This is a genomic window from Nonomuraea sp. NPDC049646 (genome assembly GCF_044465525.1).
GTDB lineage: Bacteria > Actinomycetota > Actinomycetes > Streptosporangiales > Streptosporangiaceae > Nonomuraea.
This window is the reverse complement of sequence record NZ_JBITLU010000026.1, coordinates 25,228-40,304: the sequence shown is the minus strand read 5'-3', so window position 1 is coordinate 40,304 and position 15,077 is coordinate 25,228. Positions and strand designations below refer to the sequence as shown.

Sequence of the window (15,077 nt, the reverse complement as noted above, 5' to 3'; positions counted from 1 at the left end):
ATCAGTTCTCCGCCGCGGTGAAGGAGATCCACACGTCCGGCGGGACGTCCGGGCGGTTCGGGACGGGCCGGCGCTCCTCCGTCCACGCCGCACCGGCGAACTCGGTCGCGACGCGCCGCCAGAACGCCACGCCCGCCGTGTTGGCGTCCTGGAAGGCGATCCGCCACGGCCCGGGATGCCGGGAGATCACCTCCCGGACGACCCGCAGCCCGATCCCGGACCGGCGCGCCCCGCGCACGACGAAGAAGCTGTTCAGCACCCGGACCGGTCCGGCCGCCGCACGCACGAACGCGAACCCGACCGGCCGGTCGCCGCTGGTGAACAGGTAGGCCGTCCAGTCCTCGCCGTCGAGGGCGGTGCGCAGGCGGTCGCCGTGGTAGGTGCCGTCGGGGTCGGGCAGCCCGCCCTGGAAGTCCGCCATGTCGTGGCGGAACATGAGCCAGAGGCGTTCGACGGTGGGATGGTCCGCAGCCTCGACGGGCCGCACGCTTACCGGAGAAATGCTCATACAAGCACTCTCGGCCGGATGCAACATCCGGCCGGAAGGTAAAAACTAGCAGAAGACGATCACCGCTTGGGCCCGCGGGCGTCAGCCGCGCAGCAGGTCGAGGATGTGCGGCCAGGCGTCGGCTCCGAGCCCGGCGTCGGCGACCGGGTCGCCCCCGTAGAGGAAGTCCGGCGACTCGGGGACGGGCCCCTCCCCCGGCAGGCGCGGACGGTGACCGGCCTCGGCCCGGCTGACCACCCGCACCGGGAGCCCGGCGGCGCGACGCCGGGCGGCCAGCCGCCCGGCGAACGGCAGGGACGGCCACATGGCGTCGTCCCCGCCCGCCACCAGCAGCACGTCGGCCGCCGCCGCCTCGATCGGGATCTCCGCGGCCGGCACCAGGCCGGCGAACGTGCGCTCGCTGAGCTCGTACAGCTCGCGCAGGGCCAGCGGGCCGTGCTCGGGCTCGGCCTCGGCCCAGTCGTCGTCGTACGGGACGAACGGCAGCGGCCGCCCCCGCCACGTCCAGGACGACCGGTAGGGACGTCGCTCCCCGTCCGGCCCCGGCCCGACGTTGCCCCACACGACCGAGGTCGGCGACAGCGCCACCACCCCGCCGATCCGAGGGTCCCGGACGGCGGTCAGCAGCGCGGCCTCGGCCCCCTTCGACATGCCCAGCACGCAGACCCGCCGGACGCCGGTGGACTCCAGCAGATCGACGGCCGACACGAACGTCTCCAGCGGGATCTCGCAGATGCCGGGCGGCTGCCCCGGACCGCCGAACCAGCGGATCGACAGCGCGGTCACCCCCTCCGCGGCCAGCAGGCGGGCCCTGTCCCGTTCGATCCGCCCGCTCGACCCCGCCAGCACGAGCACGCCCGTGCGGACGGCCGGGCCCGGCGTGACCAGGACGCCTTCCCACGGGGAGCTCAGTTCGCGCTCGTCCATCACCGTCACCCCTCGGCCTTGGGCGGAACGGCATTCTACTGAGACCGCGCGCTCACCGAAATGGTGCATCATGGCCGGAACACCCCATGACGAGCGGAGCACACCATGTCCTTCCAGGCTTACCTGGACAACATCGAAGCCAAGACCGGACTGACCCCCCGCGAGTTCATCGCCCTGGCCAAGGAACGCGGCTTCGACGCCCCGTCCACCAAGGCCGGGACGATCATCGACTGGCTCAAGCAGGACTACGAGCTCGGACGCGGCCACGCCATGGCCCTCGTCCACGTGATCAAGAAGGGGCCGCAGATCGACGCCAGGCACGTCGGCACCACCGGTTCCCACCGCGACGAGTCCGACGTCCTCTGGCTGGACGGCAAGGACAACCGTCCCGGCCCCGCCTGACCGCCCGGCGGGGATTCATCTCCCACCGGGCGGCTTTACGTTGTAGATCTGTAGGGGTCAGAAGTCGGCGTCGAAGCTGACCGAGCCGGTCACCCCCACCTGGTACGCCGACACCCGCCGCTCGAAGAAGTTCGACAACTCCTGCACGTCCTGCAGCTCCATGAACGCGAACGGGTTCTTCGACCCGTACAGCGGCTCGATGCCGAGCTGGGCCAGCCGCCGGTCGGCCACGTGCTCCAGGTACGAGCGCATGTCCGCGGTCGACATGCCCGGCACGCCCTGCCCGAGCAGGTCCTCGGCGAACTGCGCCTCGCAGTCGACCGCCTCGGCCAGCATCTCCCTGACCTGGCCGGCCATCTCCTCGTCGAAGAGGCCCGGCTCCTCCTGCCGGACGACGTCCACCACGTCGAAGGCGAAGGCCATGTGCATGGACTCGTCGCGGAAGACCCAGTTGGTGCCCGAGGCCAGGCCGTTCAGCAGGCCGCGCGAGCGCAGGAAGTAGACATAGGCGAACGCGCCGTAGAAGAACAGGCCCTCGATGCAGGCGGCGAAGCAGATCAGGTTGAGCAGGAACGCCCGCCGGTCCTCGCGGGTCTCCAGTCGCTGGAGGCTGCCGATGGAGTCGATCCAGCGGAAGCAGAACTCGGCCTTGCGCCTGATGGAGGGGATGTTCTCCACCGCCGCGAACGCCGCGAACCGCTCCTCCTCGTCCGGCACGTAGGTGTCCAGCAGGTTCAGGTAGAACTGGACGTGCACCGCCTCCTCGAACAGCTGCCTGCTCAGGTACAGGCGCGCCTCGGGGGCGTTGACGTGCTGGTAGAGGTTGAGCACCAGGTTGTTGGCCACGATCGTGTCGCCGGTGGCGAAGAAGGCGACCAGGCGGCTGACCAGGTGGCGCTCGGCCGCCGACAGCTTGGGCAGGTCCTTCAGGTCGGAGTGCAGGTCCACCTCCTCGACCGTCCAGGTGTTCTTGATCGCGTCGCGGTAGCGGTCGAAGAACAGGGGGTAGCGCATGGGCCGCAGGGTCAGGCTCATGCCCGGGTCGAGCAACATCGGATTCTCCTCAGGGGTCACTGGCAGGCCTCGCACGACTCGGGGTTCTCCAGGGAGCACACCAGGGCCTCCTCGGACTTGTTCGCGAGGGGCGCGGGGGGCGCGAGGGGCACGGTGGCCTGCTGGATGCGGGTGGCCGGTCGCGAGCGCAGGTAGTAGGTGGTCTTCAGGCCGGACTTCCAGGCGTACAGGTACATCGAGGAGAGCTTGTCGATCGTCGGCGCGCTCATGAACAGGTTGAGCGACTGGCTCTGGTCGATGAACGGCGAACGCGCGGCGGCCATGTCGATCAGGGCGCGCTGCGGCAGCTCCCAGGCGGTGCGGAACAGCCGGCGCACGTCCTCCGGCAGCTCGGCGATGCCCTGCACCGAGCCCTCGGCCTGCTTGATGGCCGCCCGGACGCGGTCGTTCCACAGGCCGCGCGACTTCAGCTCGGCCACCAGCGCGTTGTTGATCTGCAGGAACTCCCCGCTCAGCGTCTCGCGCTTGAACAGGTTGGACACCTGCGGCTCGATGCACTCGTAGCAGCCGACGATCGAGGCGATGGTGGCGGTCGGCGCGATCGCGATCAGCAGCGAGTTGCGCAGGCCGTGGGCGGCGATGCGCTCGCGCACCGCGTCCCAGCGCGCGGACTGGGTGCCGTTCCGGCCCCACAGGTCGTGCTGGAGCCGGCCGCGGGCCGCCCACGTCTGGTCGTAGGCGGGGTGGGCGCCGAAGCGCTCGGCCAGGCCGGCGGAGGTCTCCAGCGCCGACAGGTAGATCTCCTCGGCGATCCGGGTGGACAGCTCCTTGGCCTCGGCCGAGTCGAACGGCAGGCGCAGGGCGAAGAAGACGTCCTGCAGGCCCATCACGCCGAGGCCGACCGGACGCCAGCGCGGGTTGCTGGCCGCGGCCTGCTCGCTCGGGTAGTAGTTGATGTCGATCACCCGGTCGAGGAAGGTGACCGCGGTGCGGACGGTGGCGCGCAGCCGCTCCCAGTCGATGTCGCCGCCGGTCAGGTGGGCGGCGAGGTTGACCGACCCGAGGTTGCAGACCGCGGTCTCGGCGTCGCTGGACACCTCGACGATCTCGGTGCACAGGTTGGACAGGTGCACGACGTTGCCGGGCTCGGCCGCCTGGTTGCACAGGCGGTTGGCGGCGTCCTTGAAGGTCATCCAGCCGTTGCCGGTCTGGGCCAGGGTGCGCATCATCTTGGCGTACAGGTCGCGGGCCTTGATCTGCCGGACGTACCGGCCGTCGCGCTCGGCGGCGCGGTATGCCTCCTCGAACGCCTCGCCCCACAGGTCGGGCAGCTCCGGGACCTCGTCGGGGTCGAACAGCGACCAGGTGCCGTCGGCCTCGACCCGGCGCATGAACTCGTCGGGGATCCAGTTGGCCAGGTTGAGGTTGTGGGTGCGCCGGGCGTCCTCGCCGGTGTTGTCGCGCAGCTCCAGGAACTCCTCGACGTCCGGGTGCCAGGGCTCCAGGTAGACGCAGGCGGCGCCCTTGCGGCGGCCGCCCTGGTTGACGGCGGCCACGGACGCGTCGAGCGTGCGCAGCCACGGGACGATGCCGTTGGAGTGCCCGTTGGTGCCGCGGATCAGCGCGCCCCGGGAGCGCACCCGCGACCAGGAGATGCCGATCCCGCCGGCGAACTTCGACAGCTGCGCCACCTGGGCGTAACGGTCGTAGATGGAGCCGATCTCGTCACGGGGCGAGTCGACCAGGTAGCAGGAGGACATCTGGGTGTGCCGGGTGCCGGAGTTGAACAGCGTCGGCGAGCTGGGCAGATAGGCCAGCGACGACATGAGCCGGTAGAAGCCGACGGCCTCGGCGGGCGTCTCGGACAGCCCGCAGGCCACGCGCAGCAGCCAGTACTGCGGCGTCTCCACCACCAGCCGGGTGGACGGGTGGCGCAGCAGGTAACGGTCGTAGACCGTGCGCAGCCCGAAGTACTCGAACCGCAGGTCGGCGGTGACGTCGATGGCGTCGTCCAGCTTGCGGGCGTTGGCGTTGACGAACTCGGCGGTCTCGTCGCCGATGAGCCCCTCGGCGTGGCCCAGCCGGATCGCCTGGCTGAAGGAGGCCACGCCCTGCCCGCGGACCTCCTTGTCGATGTAGCCCGACAGCAGCCGCGCGGCCAGGCGCGAGTACTGCGGCTCCTCGCCGATCATCTCGGCGGCCGTCTGGATGGACAGCCGGTCCAGCTCGGCGGTGGTGGCCCCGTCGTAGAGGCCGCTGATCGTCTTGGTGGCCACCCGCATCGGGTCGATGTCCGTCAGATCGGTCGCCCAGTGCTCCACCGCACGTACGATCTTGTTGACGTCGACCGGCTCCGCGGTGCCGTTGCGCTTGCGCACCTGCATCTGCACGCGCCGCGGCGCGGACCTGTCGGCGTCCGCCCGCGCCGGCTCGGCCAGGTCCGTCATCGGGTCCCCTGTGACCGTCACTGCGCTCTCCCCTCGTGAACTCGGTCAGCTGCCGAGAACGCGCGCAGGAGGCGGACGGCGAGGCGCCACAGCCCTCTCGCCAGCGCCGTCCACCGTCCCACGCGGTCTCGGAGCAGCCGCGCGCGCATGATCGCGCGCGGCGCGCCGGCAGGTCTTCGGACTCGTGGGCATGCTGTCGCTGCCTACTGGCCGTCGCTTCCCGGGCCGTCGGCCCAGTGCGTGTGACGGCGTTCGTTCCCACTCACCGCTGCGGGGCAGTCCCGGATTCCCACCGGGTTCCCTCTTGCCTCGGCCGCCCTGGCGGGGCGACCGAACCGGCTGCGGGGAACACCATATATAGGGTGGATCAAAAAGTCACACCCAACATCTCGTGTTGCGAAGAACCCGCGCTCCGATCCGTCCGCCCGCCGCGAGGCCGGCCGGGCCGCCTCTCCGCGTGCCGCGCGGGCGGGGCGTGTGATCGACGCCACAGACCGGTTGCGCCCCGTTTTCGCTACCTTAGGTATCGATACTTCAAGTAGCGAAAAGCTGAGGAGACGACCATGAGCCAGACCTCCACCGGCCGTCCGGTCACGCCGGACTGGGACACCGTCACCCCCGCCGAGCTGGCCGCCTACGCCGAGGCGGAGAACCGGCTGCGCGCCTCCGCCGAGGCCCAGGCGATCACCGGCCGGCCGGACCCCGGCGCCACCATCGACTGGCGGACGGTGGCGCTGCCCGGCCGCGACATCCGCGTCCGGGTCCACCGGCCGCGCGCCGCGGCAGAGCCGGGGGACGTCCTGCCGCTCGTGCTGCACGTGCACGGCGGCGGCTTCGTCGGCACGGCGCCGCAGAGCGACTGGGTCAACAGCCACCTCGCCGCCCGCCTGCCCGCCGTCGTCGCCTCGGTGGACCACCGCCTCCTCGACCGGCGCACGCCGCTGGCCGACGCCGCCGACGACGGCTGGGACGTGCTCCGCCACGTGCTGGAGCACGCCGCGCAATGGGGTGTCGACCCGGCGCGGACCGTCCTGTTCGGCGAGAGCTGCGGCGGCCTGATCTGCGCCCTGGCGGCGATCAGGGCACGCGACGCCGGCCTGCCCCTGAAGGCGCAGGTGCTGGTCAACCCGGCCGTGGACGTGACCGGGACGATGTTCGACCACCCCTCGATCGCCCGGTACGCCGACACCCCGACGCTCAGCGTGCCGGTGCTGCGGCTGTTCCACCGGCTCGCCGTGCCCACGGGGACGGACGCCCGCGCGCTCTCCCCGCTGCACGCCGCCGACCTGGGCGGCCTGGCCCCGGCGCTCGTGGCGGTGCCGACCCACGACCCGATCGCCGACCACGGCCGCCGCTACGCCGAGGCGCTGCGGGCCGCCGGCACCCAGGTCCGCCTGGCCGAGTACCCCGAGGCCGGGCACGCCTTCCTCAGCATGCCGGCGCTGGCCCCCCAGGCCGAGGACGCGCGGGCCGAAATCCTGCGCTTCCTCCGCGACGCCCTCGCCGCGTAACCCCGCGACCGGAGCGGGGACGGGCCGCCCCTCGCGTGCCGCCGGGTTCTGCTTCATGATTCGAAGTGTCACCCCGTGGCCCCTCGCGATGGGACGGTCAGTGAAGCGCATCCTCGCCTGGGTCGGCGTCAACGTCGACATCCTCATCGCCCTGGCGGTGGCGGTCGTCGTGAGCGTCCTCGACGTCGCGGGCATCGCCACCGCGGAGGCCGTCAGCAACGCCACCGTGGCCACGCTGGCGGTGCTCGCGTTCGTCATGCTGCGCAGCCGGATGCGGGCGCAGTCGGCGGAGAACGCCGTGGAGCGGGCCGTGCTCGCCGCCGATCGCAAGCTCGACCTGCTGCCGTCCCTGCTCCAGGAGCAGTCGGCGGTCCGGCTGGTGCGCGGCGAGGAGTTCAACCGGATGCTGGCGCAGGCGCGCGGGGACACCGACCGGTGGATCTTCAAGGGCTCGACCGGCGCGTACGTGCGGGCGGTGACGCTGCCCGAATGCCTGGCCAAGGCCCGGCAGGGACGGCGGGCGCTGCTGGTCCGGCTGGAGATCCTGGACCCCGACGACCTCGTGCTGTGCGAGCGGTTCGTCCGCCTGCACCGCAGCCTGGCGCTGGACGACGACAGCCCGGAGCTGACCTGGACCGCCGACGGCACCCGCAGGGAGCTCTACGCGACCGTGCTGTCGGCCTGCTGGCATCACCAGCGTTACGAGCTCCTGGACATCGAGATCGGGTTCTCCTCGATCGCCTCGACGTTCCGCTACGAGCTGTCCTCCCGCCACATGTTCATCACGCAGCGGGGGCCCGGCTTCCCCGCCACCGTCATCACCGGGAACGCCCTGGCCCTCGACTGCTGGGCCACCGAGCTGCACGCCAGCCTCCGCCAGGCCCGCCCGCTGAACCTCAGGGGCGCCGAGGACGTGACGCTGTCGTTCTCGCCCACGGTCGAGGAGGTCCGGGCGCTGTTCGAACGCCTCGGCCTGGCCCTGCCCGGCGCCTACGGCGACGACGACGTCGAGGAGATCGTCGGGATGGCCTTCAGGAACGTCGACCCGTACGACAAGGCGGCGGCCTGGGGGTGAGCCGCCGCCGGTGCGGTCAGCGCCCGGCGTCCCGGGCGACGACGCCGTGCGCCAGCCGGGTCAGGGCGGCGGTGATCTGCCCGGGGGTGAGCCCGCGCCTGCGCTGCTCGGCGTAGACGTCGGGGCCCAGCGGGGCGAGCAGGATGTCGGCCAGCGCCTCGGTCTCCGGGACGCCCGCCTCGGTCAGCAGCACCCGCACGTGCGCCCGCCAGAATCCGTAGGCGCCGGTGGCGTAGCGCAGCGCGCCCTGCTCGGCGCCCAGGACCAGCGAGATGTGCTCGTCCAGCAGGCCGGTCATCGCGGCGTAGAAGGCGGCGAGCCGGTCGGCGGGGGGCGCGCCGGGGCCGAGCGGCGGGTCGCCGCGCAGCAGGCGTTCCTGCAGCTCGCGCTCGTGCTCGTCGAGCAGGGCCTGCGCGATCGAGACGGTGTCGGGGTAGCGGCGGTAGAGCGTGCCCCGCCCGACGCCCGCGGCCTTGGCGATGTCGTCCATGGTCACGCCGCGCGGGTCGCGGGTGGCGAACAGCTCGGCCGCCGCGGCGAGCACCTTGGCGCGGTTGCGGGCGGCGTCGGCGCGCTCGCGCGGGCGGCCCGCCTCCGCCACGGGACGTCCGGTCAGCAACTCGGTACGGGACTCCATGGCGGCGACTCTAACCCACTCCGAGATAAGTGGACAACGTGCCCGCTTAGTTGCTACGGTCACCTCGACCGCAAAACGGACGTCATGTCCACTTATTTCGAGGAGTCCCTCATGGCCGTTCTGCTGCACCTGGACGCCAGCGCCCGACGCCGTTCGATCAGCCGCGAGCTCGGCGACGCCTTCGCCGAGGCGTGGCGGTCCGCCCACCCCGAGGGCACCTACGTCCACCGCGACCTGGCCGCCGAGCCGGTGCCGCACATCGGGGAGGCGTGGACCGAACTGTGCGACTACGTCATGGCCAACCAGATCACCGACATCTCCCGCTACCACGAGGCCGCCCGCACCCCGGAGCAGGCGGCCGCGTGGGCGATCGTCGAGCCGCTGCTGTCGCAGCTGGTGGCCGCGGACGTGGTGCTGATCGCCACCCCGATGTACAACTACTCGATCCCCTCGGCGCTCAAGGCCTGGCTCGACCAGGTGACCTTCCCCAAGATGTCCCTGGCCGGGCGGCGTTTCGTGATCACCACCGCCCGCGGCGGGGCCTACTCGCCCGGCGCCCCCAAGGCCAGGTTCGACTACCAGGAGCGCTACCTGCGTGACTTCTTCGCCGGCCACTTCGCCGTCGAGGACACCACCGTCGTCGCCGCCGAGCTGGCCAACTCCCGCGTCGACCCCGGCCTCTTCCACCTGCGCGCCCAGCACGACGAGCTGTACGCCTCCGCGCTGCGCGGCGCCCGCGACCTGGGGAAGGAGTTCTGACGATGAACTGGCTCATCCTCGGGCTGGCCGGGCTGGTGGAGATCGCCTGGGCGCAGAGCATCAAGCCCACCCAGGGCTTCACCAGGCCGCTGCCCACCCTGCTCTGCTTCGTCCTCATGGTGGCCGCGGTCTGGCTGCTGTCGTACTCGATGAAGACGCTCCCGGTCGGCACCGCGTACGCCGTCTTCACCGGCATCGGGGCGGTCGGCGCCATCGCCCTGGGCGTCGTCGTGCACAAGGACCCGCTGTCGATCGGCCGGATGGCGGCGCTGGCGCTCATCGTCGGCGGCATCGTGCTGGCCCGCGTCACCAGCCCGGAGTGACCCCGCCCCGCGCGGACGGGCGGCCGGGCTCAGCTCGGGCCGAACCAGCGGGCGAGGGCGGTCCCGAGGCCGCCGGGGTCCGCGCCCGACCAGGCGACGTAGCCGTCCGGCCGGACGAGCAGCGCCGGGGCGGGGGCGTCGGCGGCGGCGGTGGCGGCCACGTGCCGCACCCGGTCGAACCAGGGCGCGGCGGCGGCGGCCAGGGCGTCGCCGCCGGTCAGGTCCAGGAGCAGGGGGCGGGCGTCGCGCATGAGCTCGGCCAGGCGCCGCGGCCGCCCGTCGCCCGTGGTCACCGTCAGGGACGGCGCGAACCAGCCGGTGGGCCCGGCGGGCCGCTCCTCCCCCATGTCGTGGCGGACGTCGCCGCCCGCCATCAGCTCGGCGATCATGCGCAGGTTCTCCGTACGGCCCAGGAGCTCGGCGAACAGCCGTCGCAGCGCGGTGACCTCGGCGCCGGGCGCGAGCAGCGCGGTCGCGGCCAGGGTCTGGGTGACCACGCGTTCCGCGCACGCGCGGCGCTCGGTCTCGTAGCTGTCCAGGAGCCCTTCCGATGCCTGCCCGCGCAGCGTGGCGGCGAGTTTCCAGGCCAGGTTGGCGGCGTCGTGAAGCGCCAGGTTCAGGGTGGGCCCGTGGCTCACCTGGGCGGCGTCGCCGGCGATGAAGACCCGTCCGGCGCGGTAGCGGTCGGCGAGCCGGGTGTTGCGCCCGCACAGCCGGCGCAGCATGACCGGCGCGCCCTCGGGCGGCGGGCTGAGCGGCAGGCGCACCCCGAGAACGCGTTCGACGCTCTTCTCCATCTCGGCCAGCGTCATCGGCGCGCCCGGCCCCGGGAAGCCGCCCGCCGGACGGTCCTCCCACTCGGCCGTGTTGATCAGCGGCCGCCGCGGGTCGTGGGCCAGGAGGGTGAAGACGCCGCGGTCGGTGCGGTGGAAGTGGGCGGGGATCTCGCCGAGCCCCTCGATCAGGACGCGCCCGCCGGGCAGGATCCGGAAGTGCTCGCTCGGGCCGACGAGGGCCGAGCGGTCCACCACGTGGTCGTCGCTGACGCCGGGGAAGCCGATGCCCGCCGCCTTCCTGACCATGCTGTGGCCGCCGTCGCAGCCGACCAGGTAGCGGGCGGTGAGGGTGGTCTCGGCGCCGCCGGGGCCGCGGGTCACCACCTCGACCCGGTCGTCGTCCTGGCCGAAGGAGATCACCTCCTGGCCGCGCCGCACCTGCGCGCCGAGTTCGGCCGCGCGCGCCGCGAGCACCCGTTCGAGGTCGCGCTGGTCGCAGGGCAGGAGGTACATCGGGTTCGCCGCGCCGAGCGTGTGCAGCGGCAGCGGCATCCCGCCGAAGAAGTGGCCCGGCGCGGGCGCCGGGACGCCTCGTCCGCCGCACCGTTCGAACAGGCCGCGGTGGTCCAGGAGCCGGACGACCTGGCCGGCCAGGCCGTGGGCCTTGTCCGACAGGTCGGGCTCCGGCCGTCGTTCCAGCACCAGCGGCCGGACGCCGGCCAGGCGCAGCTCGCAGGCGAGGAAGAGGCCGGCGGGCCCGGCGCCGACGACGATGACGTCGAACATCATGGACGGTCCTTTGGGTACAGGGCTGTATCTAATTCCGGCAACCGTAGGGTGCCGCGTTAAGATACGCAAGTGAATCTCAAGCACCGTGCCCCCGGCGGCGCGTCCCGCCGCCGCGGCCCCGCGCTGGAGGACGCGATCCTCGACGCCGCCTGGCACGTGCTGGTCGAGCACGGCTACCACGGCTTCACCTTCGAGGCCGTCGCCGCCCGCGCCGGCACCAGCCGCCCGGTGCTCTACCGGCGCTGGCCCCGGCGCGACGACCTGCTGCTGGCCACCCTCGCCAAGTTCTGGCGGCTGATCGACGTACCCGACACCGGCAGCCTGCGCGAGGACGCCGTGGGGTTCCTGCGCAACGCCGGCGACGACCGCGCGGGCATGCTGACGCTGATGAGCGTGCAGCTCGCCGGCTACTTCCGGGAGACCGGCAGCAGCCTCACCGAGCTGCGCGACACCCTGCTGCCGCCCGGCCAGGCGACCGCGTTCGAGACGATCGTGGGACGGGCGGTCGAGCGCGGCGAGCTGCCCGACGTGCCGCGTTCGTCCAGGGTGGTGAACCTGCCGCTCGACCTGCTCCGGCACGACATGCTCGTCACGATGAGCCGGGTGCCGGAGGAGTCGATCGCCGAGATCGTGGACGAGGTGTGGCTGCCCCTGCTGGGCGCGCCCACGGGTTGACCGGCCGGTCTCCGCGGCGGCGAGCCGGTCAGCTCCCGTAGTAGTCGCGGATCTCCCAGAACCTGGACGGGTGCCCGTCGCAGGTGTACTGGACGGCCTCCAGGTTGTTGGCGGTGCTGACGCCGCCGCCGATGGTCAGGCACTTGGCGGTCTGCACGTTGCGGAACTCGACGTACTGGCCGACGCGGGTGCCGAGCGCCCAGTAGCGCGAGGGGTGGGTGTCGCAGGTGTACTGGAGGGCGACGACGTTGTTCTCGGTGCTGACGCCGCCGGCGATGGTCAGGCACTTGCCGGTCTGCCGGTTCCTGACCTGCAGGGCCGCGCTGGAGTAGCCCCAGACGTCCCAGCGGCGGGAGGGGTGGCTGTCGCAGTCGTACTGGACGGCGTGCACGTTGTTCTCCGTGCTGACGCCCCCGGCGATGGTCAGGCACTTGCCGGTCTGCCGGTTGACGAGCTGGACGTTCGACGCCGCCCAGACGGACGAGGCCGACGCGGGCGCCGGGGCGCAGGTGAGAGCGAGGACGAGCAGCGGGGCGGCGACGGCCGCCGGGCGAAGGAGGTGTGTCTTCATGCGACCAAGCGTGCGACCGCGCGGGCCCGTACGGCCTGAGTAGCGCGTACTCAATGTGCGCCGGCGGGGTTGTGCGCCTGGACGATCACGAAAGAGGATCGTCCGCATGACAACACAACGAATTCAGGGAAGGGTCTTCGGCGAGGTCGCCGACGAGTACGACAGGGTCCGGCCGGGCTACCCGGCGGAGCTGGCCGCGGACGTGCTGGCCTACGCCGGAGGACCCGCGCTGGAGGTGGGCGCGGGCACGGGGAAGGCGACGGAGCTGTTCGCGGCGACCGGAATCGACGTCGTGGCCACCGAGCCGGATCCGGCCATGGCGGCCGTGCTGGCCCGGCGGACCGCCGACCGCCCGAACGTGACGGTCACCGTCTCGACGTTCGAGGAGTACGTCCCGGAGCGGGCGTTCGGCCTGCTGTACTGCGCCCAGGCCTGGCACTGGGTCGACAAGGAGGTGCGCTGGCAGCGCGCCGCCGCGGCGCTGGCCCCGGGCGGCGGGCTCGCCCTGTTCTGGAACGCCGACTGGCCCGCCGACGAGGGGGTGACCGCGCGGCTGCTGGCCGCGCACGAGCGGTTCGCCCCGCACATCAGGCCCAACACCGGCCCGATCGGCAGGCCGGTCGGCGAGGAGGCCGGGGCCCGCGAGTGGGCCGCGGAGGTGGGGCTGCCGTCCGAGTTCGGCGACCTCGGCACCCGGCTCTACCGGTCGGGACGCACGGTCTCGGCCGCCGACTACGTCGCCCTGCTGTCCACCCAGTCGTCCTACCGCCTCCTGGCCGAGGACGTGCGCGAGAACCTGTTCGGCACGCTCCTCGACACGCTCGGCGACCAGGTCGTCCTGAACGTCGAGACCGTCCTCTACCTGGCCCGCCACCTCCCCTGACCGGCGGCGCGGCACGGACGGGCGCACCCCGTCACGGCTGGGCCCGGCCGGTCGCCCACGCCCATCCCGCGATCATCACGCGGTTCCTCGCGCCGATCTTGCGCTGGACCGCGGCGACATGGTTCTTCACCGTCCCCGGGGACAGGAAGAGCTCGGCCGCGATCTCCGCGTTGGTCCGCCCCTGAGCCACCAGGGCGACGATCTCGTCCTCCCGCTCGGTCAGCACCACGTCCGAGACCTCCCGGCGCGGGCCGCCGCCGCGCAGCAGCCGGACGGTGAGCTGGGGGCTGATGAGCATGTCGCCGTTCACGGCCGCCCGGACGGCCTCCACGAGCAGCGCGGGGCCCGAGCGTTTCAGCACGAACCCGGCCGCGCCGTGCCTGAGCGCCGCCTGGACGTACTCCTCCAGCCCGAACGTGGTGACGACCACCACGTGGATGCCGGTGCCGGACAGGGCGCGGGTCACCTCGATGCCGTCGGCGCCGGGCATGCGGATGTCGGCGAGCACGACGTCCGGCCGGACGGCGAGGGCGGTGTCGATCGCGGTGCGGCCGTCGGCCGCCTCGGCCACCACGCTCAGGTCGGGCTGGGCGTCGAGGATCAGGCGGAAGGCGTCGCGGATGCCCTCCTGGTCGTCGGCGACGAGGATGCGGATGCTCACCCGGGAGATTGTCGCAGCGGCAGCCGCGCCGTCAGCGACCACCCGTCCGGCACGGCCCCCGCGACCAGCTCGCCCCCCTGTCCGGCGACGAGCGCGGCCAGGCCGGGCAGGCCCGAGCCGCCGCGGCGGCGGCCGGCCGCGCCGGACGTCCCGTCGTTGGTCAGCGTGATCTCCAGGACGTCGCCCGGCGTCGTGACGGACAGCTCGACGCGGCCGGCCCGCGGCGCGTGCCGCCGGATGTTGGTCAGCCCCTCGATCACTATCCGGTAGGCCAATGCCGCCGTCTGCGCCGGGACGGCCGCCGCGCGGTCGATCCGCACGCCGACGTGCGCCGATCCGGCGGCGGAGAAGCGCGCGGCGGCCTCGACGATGCCGTCCAGGTCGCCGGACGGGCCGAGCGGCCGGTCGTGATGGAGCATGTCGAGCGTGCGGTCGAGCGTGGACAGGGCCCGCTGACCGGCCGCCTCGACGCGCTCCAGCGCCCGCAGCGGATCGCCCGCGACGGCGCCCGCCTGGGCGTGGGCGACCATCTCGCTGATGTCGTGGGCGAGGAAGTCGTGCAGGTCGCCGGCCAGCCGCAGCCGCAGGACGGTGCGGCCGTCGGCCACCGCCCGCCGCTGCCGCGCGTCGAGCAGGCGCAGATAGGCGCCCGCGGCGGCGCCCGCCAGCACGCCCGCCCCCCAGAACGCGCACGCCCCCACCGCCTCCAGCGCGGAGGCCGGCGTGAAGACCCGCGGCAGCCAGGTGGCCGCGGCGAGCCCCGCCAGCAGCGCCGCGGGCACCGCCCGGCGGACCGGCGCGTACCGGACGACCAGCCCGGCCGCGACCGTCAGCGCCGCGCTCTCGGCCATGCCCAGCGCACCGACGCCCGGCGTGGACGGCCCCCCTGCCGCCCGCCACAGGGCGGTGACCGCCAGGGACGCGCCCGCGGCCGGCAGGAGCAGCCACGCCAGCCACCCGGCCCTGCTCCCGGTCAGGAACAACCCGGTCGCCGCCACGGCGACGGCGACCGCCGCCGGCAGCCAGGCGGCGGCCATCCACAGCACGTTCACCCGGGACACGATATGCGCCCGCGCCGCGCGCCCCCACGTGCCGAACGGCACTGCCGCGGCCTGCGGA

General features: G+C 73.0%; 16 protein-coding genes and 1 riboswitch. Of the genes, 7 read left to right on the top strand and 9 right to left on the bottom strand.

Annotated features, from left to right (window positions below; all coding sequences use genetic code 11):
- Position 1: 1 nt before the first annotated feature.
- On the bottom strand, positions 2-508 hold the full coding sequence (locus tag ACIBQ8_RS46665) for a GNAT family N-acetyltransferase (protein WP_364418580.1): 507 nt from the start codon (positions 506-508) through the stop codon (positions 2-4).
- An 81-nt stretch (positions 509-589) separates the two neighbouring features.
- Positions 590-1,435 (bottom strand): acyl-CoA thioester hydrolase/BAAT C-terminal domain-containing protein, encoded by an 846-nt coding sequence (locus ACIBQ8_RS46660; RefSeq protein WP_397195355.1) that lies wholly within the window; start codon positions 1,433-1,435, stop codon positions 590-592.
- 105 nt (positions 1,436-1,540) lie between these two features.
- Here ACIBQ8_RS46660 and ACIBQ8_RS46655 point away from each other — a divergent pair, with 105 nt between their 5' ends.
- Positions 1,541-1,837 carry a DUF4287 domain-containing protein gene (locus ACIBQ8_RS46655; RefSeq protein WP_397178925.1) on the top strand — a complete coding sequence of 99 codons (297 nt, stop codon included), beginning with the start codon at positions 1,541-1,543 and terminating at the stop codon, positions 1,835-1,837.
- Between the two features lie 57 nt (positions 1,838-1,894).
- Here ACIBQ8_RS46655 and ACIBQ8_RS46650 read toward each other — a convergent pair whose 3' ends face one another.
- Together ACIBQ8_RS46650 and ACIBQ8_RS46645 are read right to left on the bottom strand one after the other, a co-directional pair.
- The gene (locus tag ACIBQ8_RS46650) at positions 1,895-2,890 is read right to left on the bottom strand and encodes a ribonucleotide-diphosphate reductase subunit beta (protein WP_397195354.1); all 996 of its coding nucleotides are present in this window, start codon (positions 2,888-2,890) and stop codon (positions 1,895-1,897) included.
- A gap of 17 nt (positions 2,891-2,907) precedes the next feature.
- Positions 2,908-5,319, bottom strand: coding sequence for a ribonucleoside-diphosphate reductase subunit alpha (locus tag ACIBQ8_RS46645; protein ID WP_397178927.1), 2,412 nt, complete (start codon positions 5,317-5,319; stop codon positions 2,908-2,910).
- A 128-nt stretch (positions 5,320-5,447) separates the two neighbouring features.
- A riboswitch (cobalamin riboswitch) is annotated at positions 5,448-5,653 on the bottom strand.
- Positions 5,654-5,861: 208 nt separating this feature from the next.
- Here ACIBQ8_RS46645 and ACIBQ8_RS46640 point away from each other — a divergent pair.
- Both ACIBQ8_RS46640 and ACIBQ8_RS46635 read left to right on the top strand, forming a co-directional pair.
- Positions 5,862-6,809 carry an alpha/beta hydrolase gene (locus ACIBQ8_RS46640; RefSeq protein ID WP_397178928.1) on the top strand — a complete coding sequence of 316 codons (948 nt, stop codon included), beginning with the start codon at positions 5,862-5,864 and terminating at the stop codon, positions 6,807-6,809.
- Between the two features lie 100 nt (positions 6,810-6,909).
- Positions 6,910-7,884, top strand: a complete 975-nt coding sequence (locus tag ACIBQ8_RS46635) for a hypothetical protein (RefSeq protein WP_397178929.1) — start codon at positions 6,910-6,912, stop codon at positions 7,882-7,884.
- Between the two features lie 16 nt (positions 7,885-7,900).
- Here ACIBQ8_RS46635 and ACIBQ8_RS46630 read toward each other — a convergent pair whose 3' ends face one another.
- Positions 7,901-8,521: a TetR/AcrR family transcriptional regulator gene (locus ACIBQ8_RS46630; RefSeq protein WP_397178930.1), complete on the bottom strand. Its 621-nt coding sequence runs from the start codon at positions 8,519-8,521 to the stop codon at positions 7,901-7,903.
- 111 nt (positions 8,522-8,632) lie between these two features.
- On the opposite strand from ACIBQ8_RS46630, the gene ACIBQ8_RS46625 reads away from it, so the two are divergent.
- Positions 8,633-9,280, top strand: a complete 648-nt coding sequence (locus ACIBQ8_RS46625; RefSeq protein WP_397178931.1) for an FMN-dependent NADH-azoreductase — start codon at positions 8,633-8,635, stop codon at positions 9,278-9,280.
- A gap of 2 nt (positions 9,281-9,282) precedes the next feature.
- Complete coding sequence (locus ACIBQ8_RS46620; RefSeq protein WP_397178932.1) at positions 9,283-9,603, top strand: DMT family transporter; 321 nt, start codon at positions 9,283-9,285, stop codon at positions 9,601-9,603.
- A 29-nt stretch (positions 9,604-9,632) separates the two neighbouring features.
- On the opposite strand, the gene ACIBQ8_RS46615 is transcribed toward ACIBQ8_RS46620, so the two are convergent.
- Positions 9,633-11,168, bottom strand: coding sequence for an FAD-dependent monooxygenase (locus tag ACIBQ8_RS46615; RefSeq protein ID WP_397195353.1), 1,536 nt, complete (start codon positions 11,166-11,168; stop codon positions 9,633-9,635).
- Between the two features lie 69 nt (positions 11,169-11,237).
- Here ACIBQ8_RS46615 and ACIBQ8_RS46610 point away from each other — a divergent pair, with 69 nt between their 5' ends.
- Entirely contained in the window at positions 11,238-11,843 is a 606-nt protein-coding gene (locus ACIBQ8_RS46610) for a TetR/AcrR family transcriptional regulator (RefSeq protein ID WP_397178934.1), read from the top strand.
- 28 nt (positions 11,844-11,871) lie between these two features.
- Here ACIBQ8_RS46610 and ACIBQ8_RS46605 read toward each other — a convergent pair whose 3' ends face one another.
- Positions 11,872-12,414 carry an RICIN domain-containing protein gene (locus ACIBQ8_RS46605; protein ID WP_397195352.1) on the bottom strand — a complete coding sequence of 181 codons (543 nt, stop codon included), beginning with the start codon at positions 12,412-12,414 and terminating at the stop codon, positions 11,872-11,874.
- Between the two features lie 106 nt (positions 12,415-12,520).
- On the opposite strand from ACIBQ8_RS46605, the gene ACIBQ8_RS46600 reads away from it, so the two are divergent.
- Positions 12,521-13,297 carry a class I SAM-dependent methyltransferase gene (locus ACIBQ8_RS46600; protein ID WP_397178936.1) on the top strand — a complete coding sequence of 259 codons (777 nt, stop codon included), beginning with the start codon at positions 12,521-12,523 and terminating at the stop codon, positions 13,295-13,297.
- Positions 13,298-13,328: 31 nt separating this feature from the next.
- On the opposite strand, the gene ACIBQ8_RS46595 is transcribed toward ACIBQ8_RS46600, so the two are convergent.
- Together ACIBQ8_RS46595 and ACIBQ8_RS46590 are read right to left on the bottom strand one after the other, a co-directional pair.
- Positions 13,329-13,958 (bottom strand): response regulator, encoded by a 630-nt coding sequence (locus ACIBQ8_RS46595; RefSeq protein WP_397178937.1) that lies wholly within the window; start codon positions 13,956-13,958, stop codon positions 13,329-13,331.
- Positions 13,955-15,010: a sensor histidine kinase gene (locus tag ACIBQ8_RS46590; protein ID WP_397195351.1), complete on the bottom strand. Its 1,056-nt coding sequence runs from the start codon at positions 15,008-15,010 to the stop codon at positions 13,955-13,957. Before ACIBQ8_RS46590 ends, ACIBQ8_RS46595 begins: the two co-directional genes overlap by 4 nt.
- Positions 15,011-15,077 lie beyond the last annotated feature (67 nt).

Coding starts and splice junctions, on each gene's coding strand:
- ACIBQ8_RS46665 (WP_364418580.1), bottom strand. CDS start 508: ATGAGCATTTCTCCGGTAAGCGTGCGGCCCGTCGAGGCTGCGGACCAT.
- ACIBQ8_RS46660 (WP_397195355.1), bottom strand. CDS start 1,435: ATGGACGAGCGCGAACTGAGCTCCCCGTGGGAAGGCGTCCTGGTCACG.
- ACIBQ8_RS46655 (WP_397178925.1), top strand. CDS start 1,541: ATGTCCTTCCAGGCTTACCTGGACAACATCGAAGCCAAGACCGGACTG.
- ACIBQ8_RS46650 (WP_397195354.1), bottom strand. CDS start 2,890: ATGTTGCTCGACCCGGGCATGAGCCTGACCCTGCGGCCCATGCGCTAC.
- ACIBQ8_RS46640 (WP_397178928.1), top strand. CDS start 5,862: ATGAGCCAGACCTCCACCGGCCGTCCGGTCACGCCGGACTGGGACACC.
- ACIBQ8_RS46630 (WP_397178930.1), bottom strand. CDS start 8,521: ATGGAGTCCCGTACCGAGTTGCTGACCGGACGTCCCGTGGCGGAGGCG.
- ACIBQ8_RS46625 (WP_397178931.1), top strand. CDS start 8,633: ATGGCCGTTCTGCTGCACCTGGACGCCAGCGCCCGACGCCGTTCGATC.
- ACIBQ8_RS46620 (WP_397178932.1), top strand. CDS start 9,283: ATGAACTGGCTCATCCTCGGGCTGGCCGGGCTGGTGGAGATCGCCTGG.
- ACIBQ8_RS46615 (WP_397195353.1), bottom strand. CDS start 11,168: ATGATGTTCGACGTCATCGTCGTCGGCGCCGGGCCCGCCGGCCTCTTC.
- ACIBQ8_RS46605 (WP_397195352.1), bottom strand. CDS start 12,414: ATGAAGACACACCTCCTTCGCCCGGCGGCCGTCGCCGCCCCGCTGCTC.
- ACIBQ8_RS46600 (WP_397178936.1), top strand. CDS start 12,521: ATGACAACACAACGAATTCAGGGAAGGGTCTTCGGCGAGGTCGCCGAC.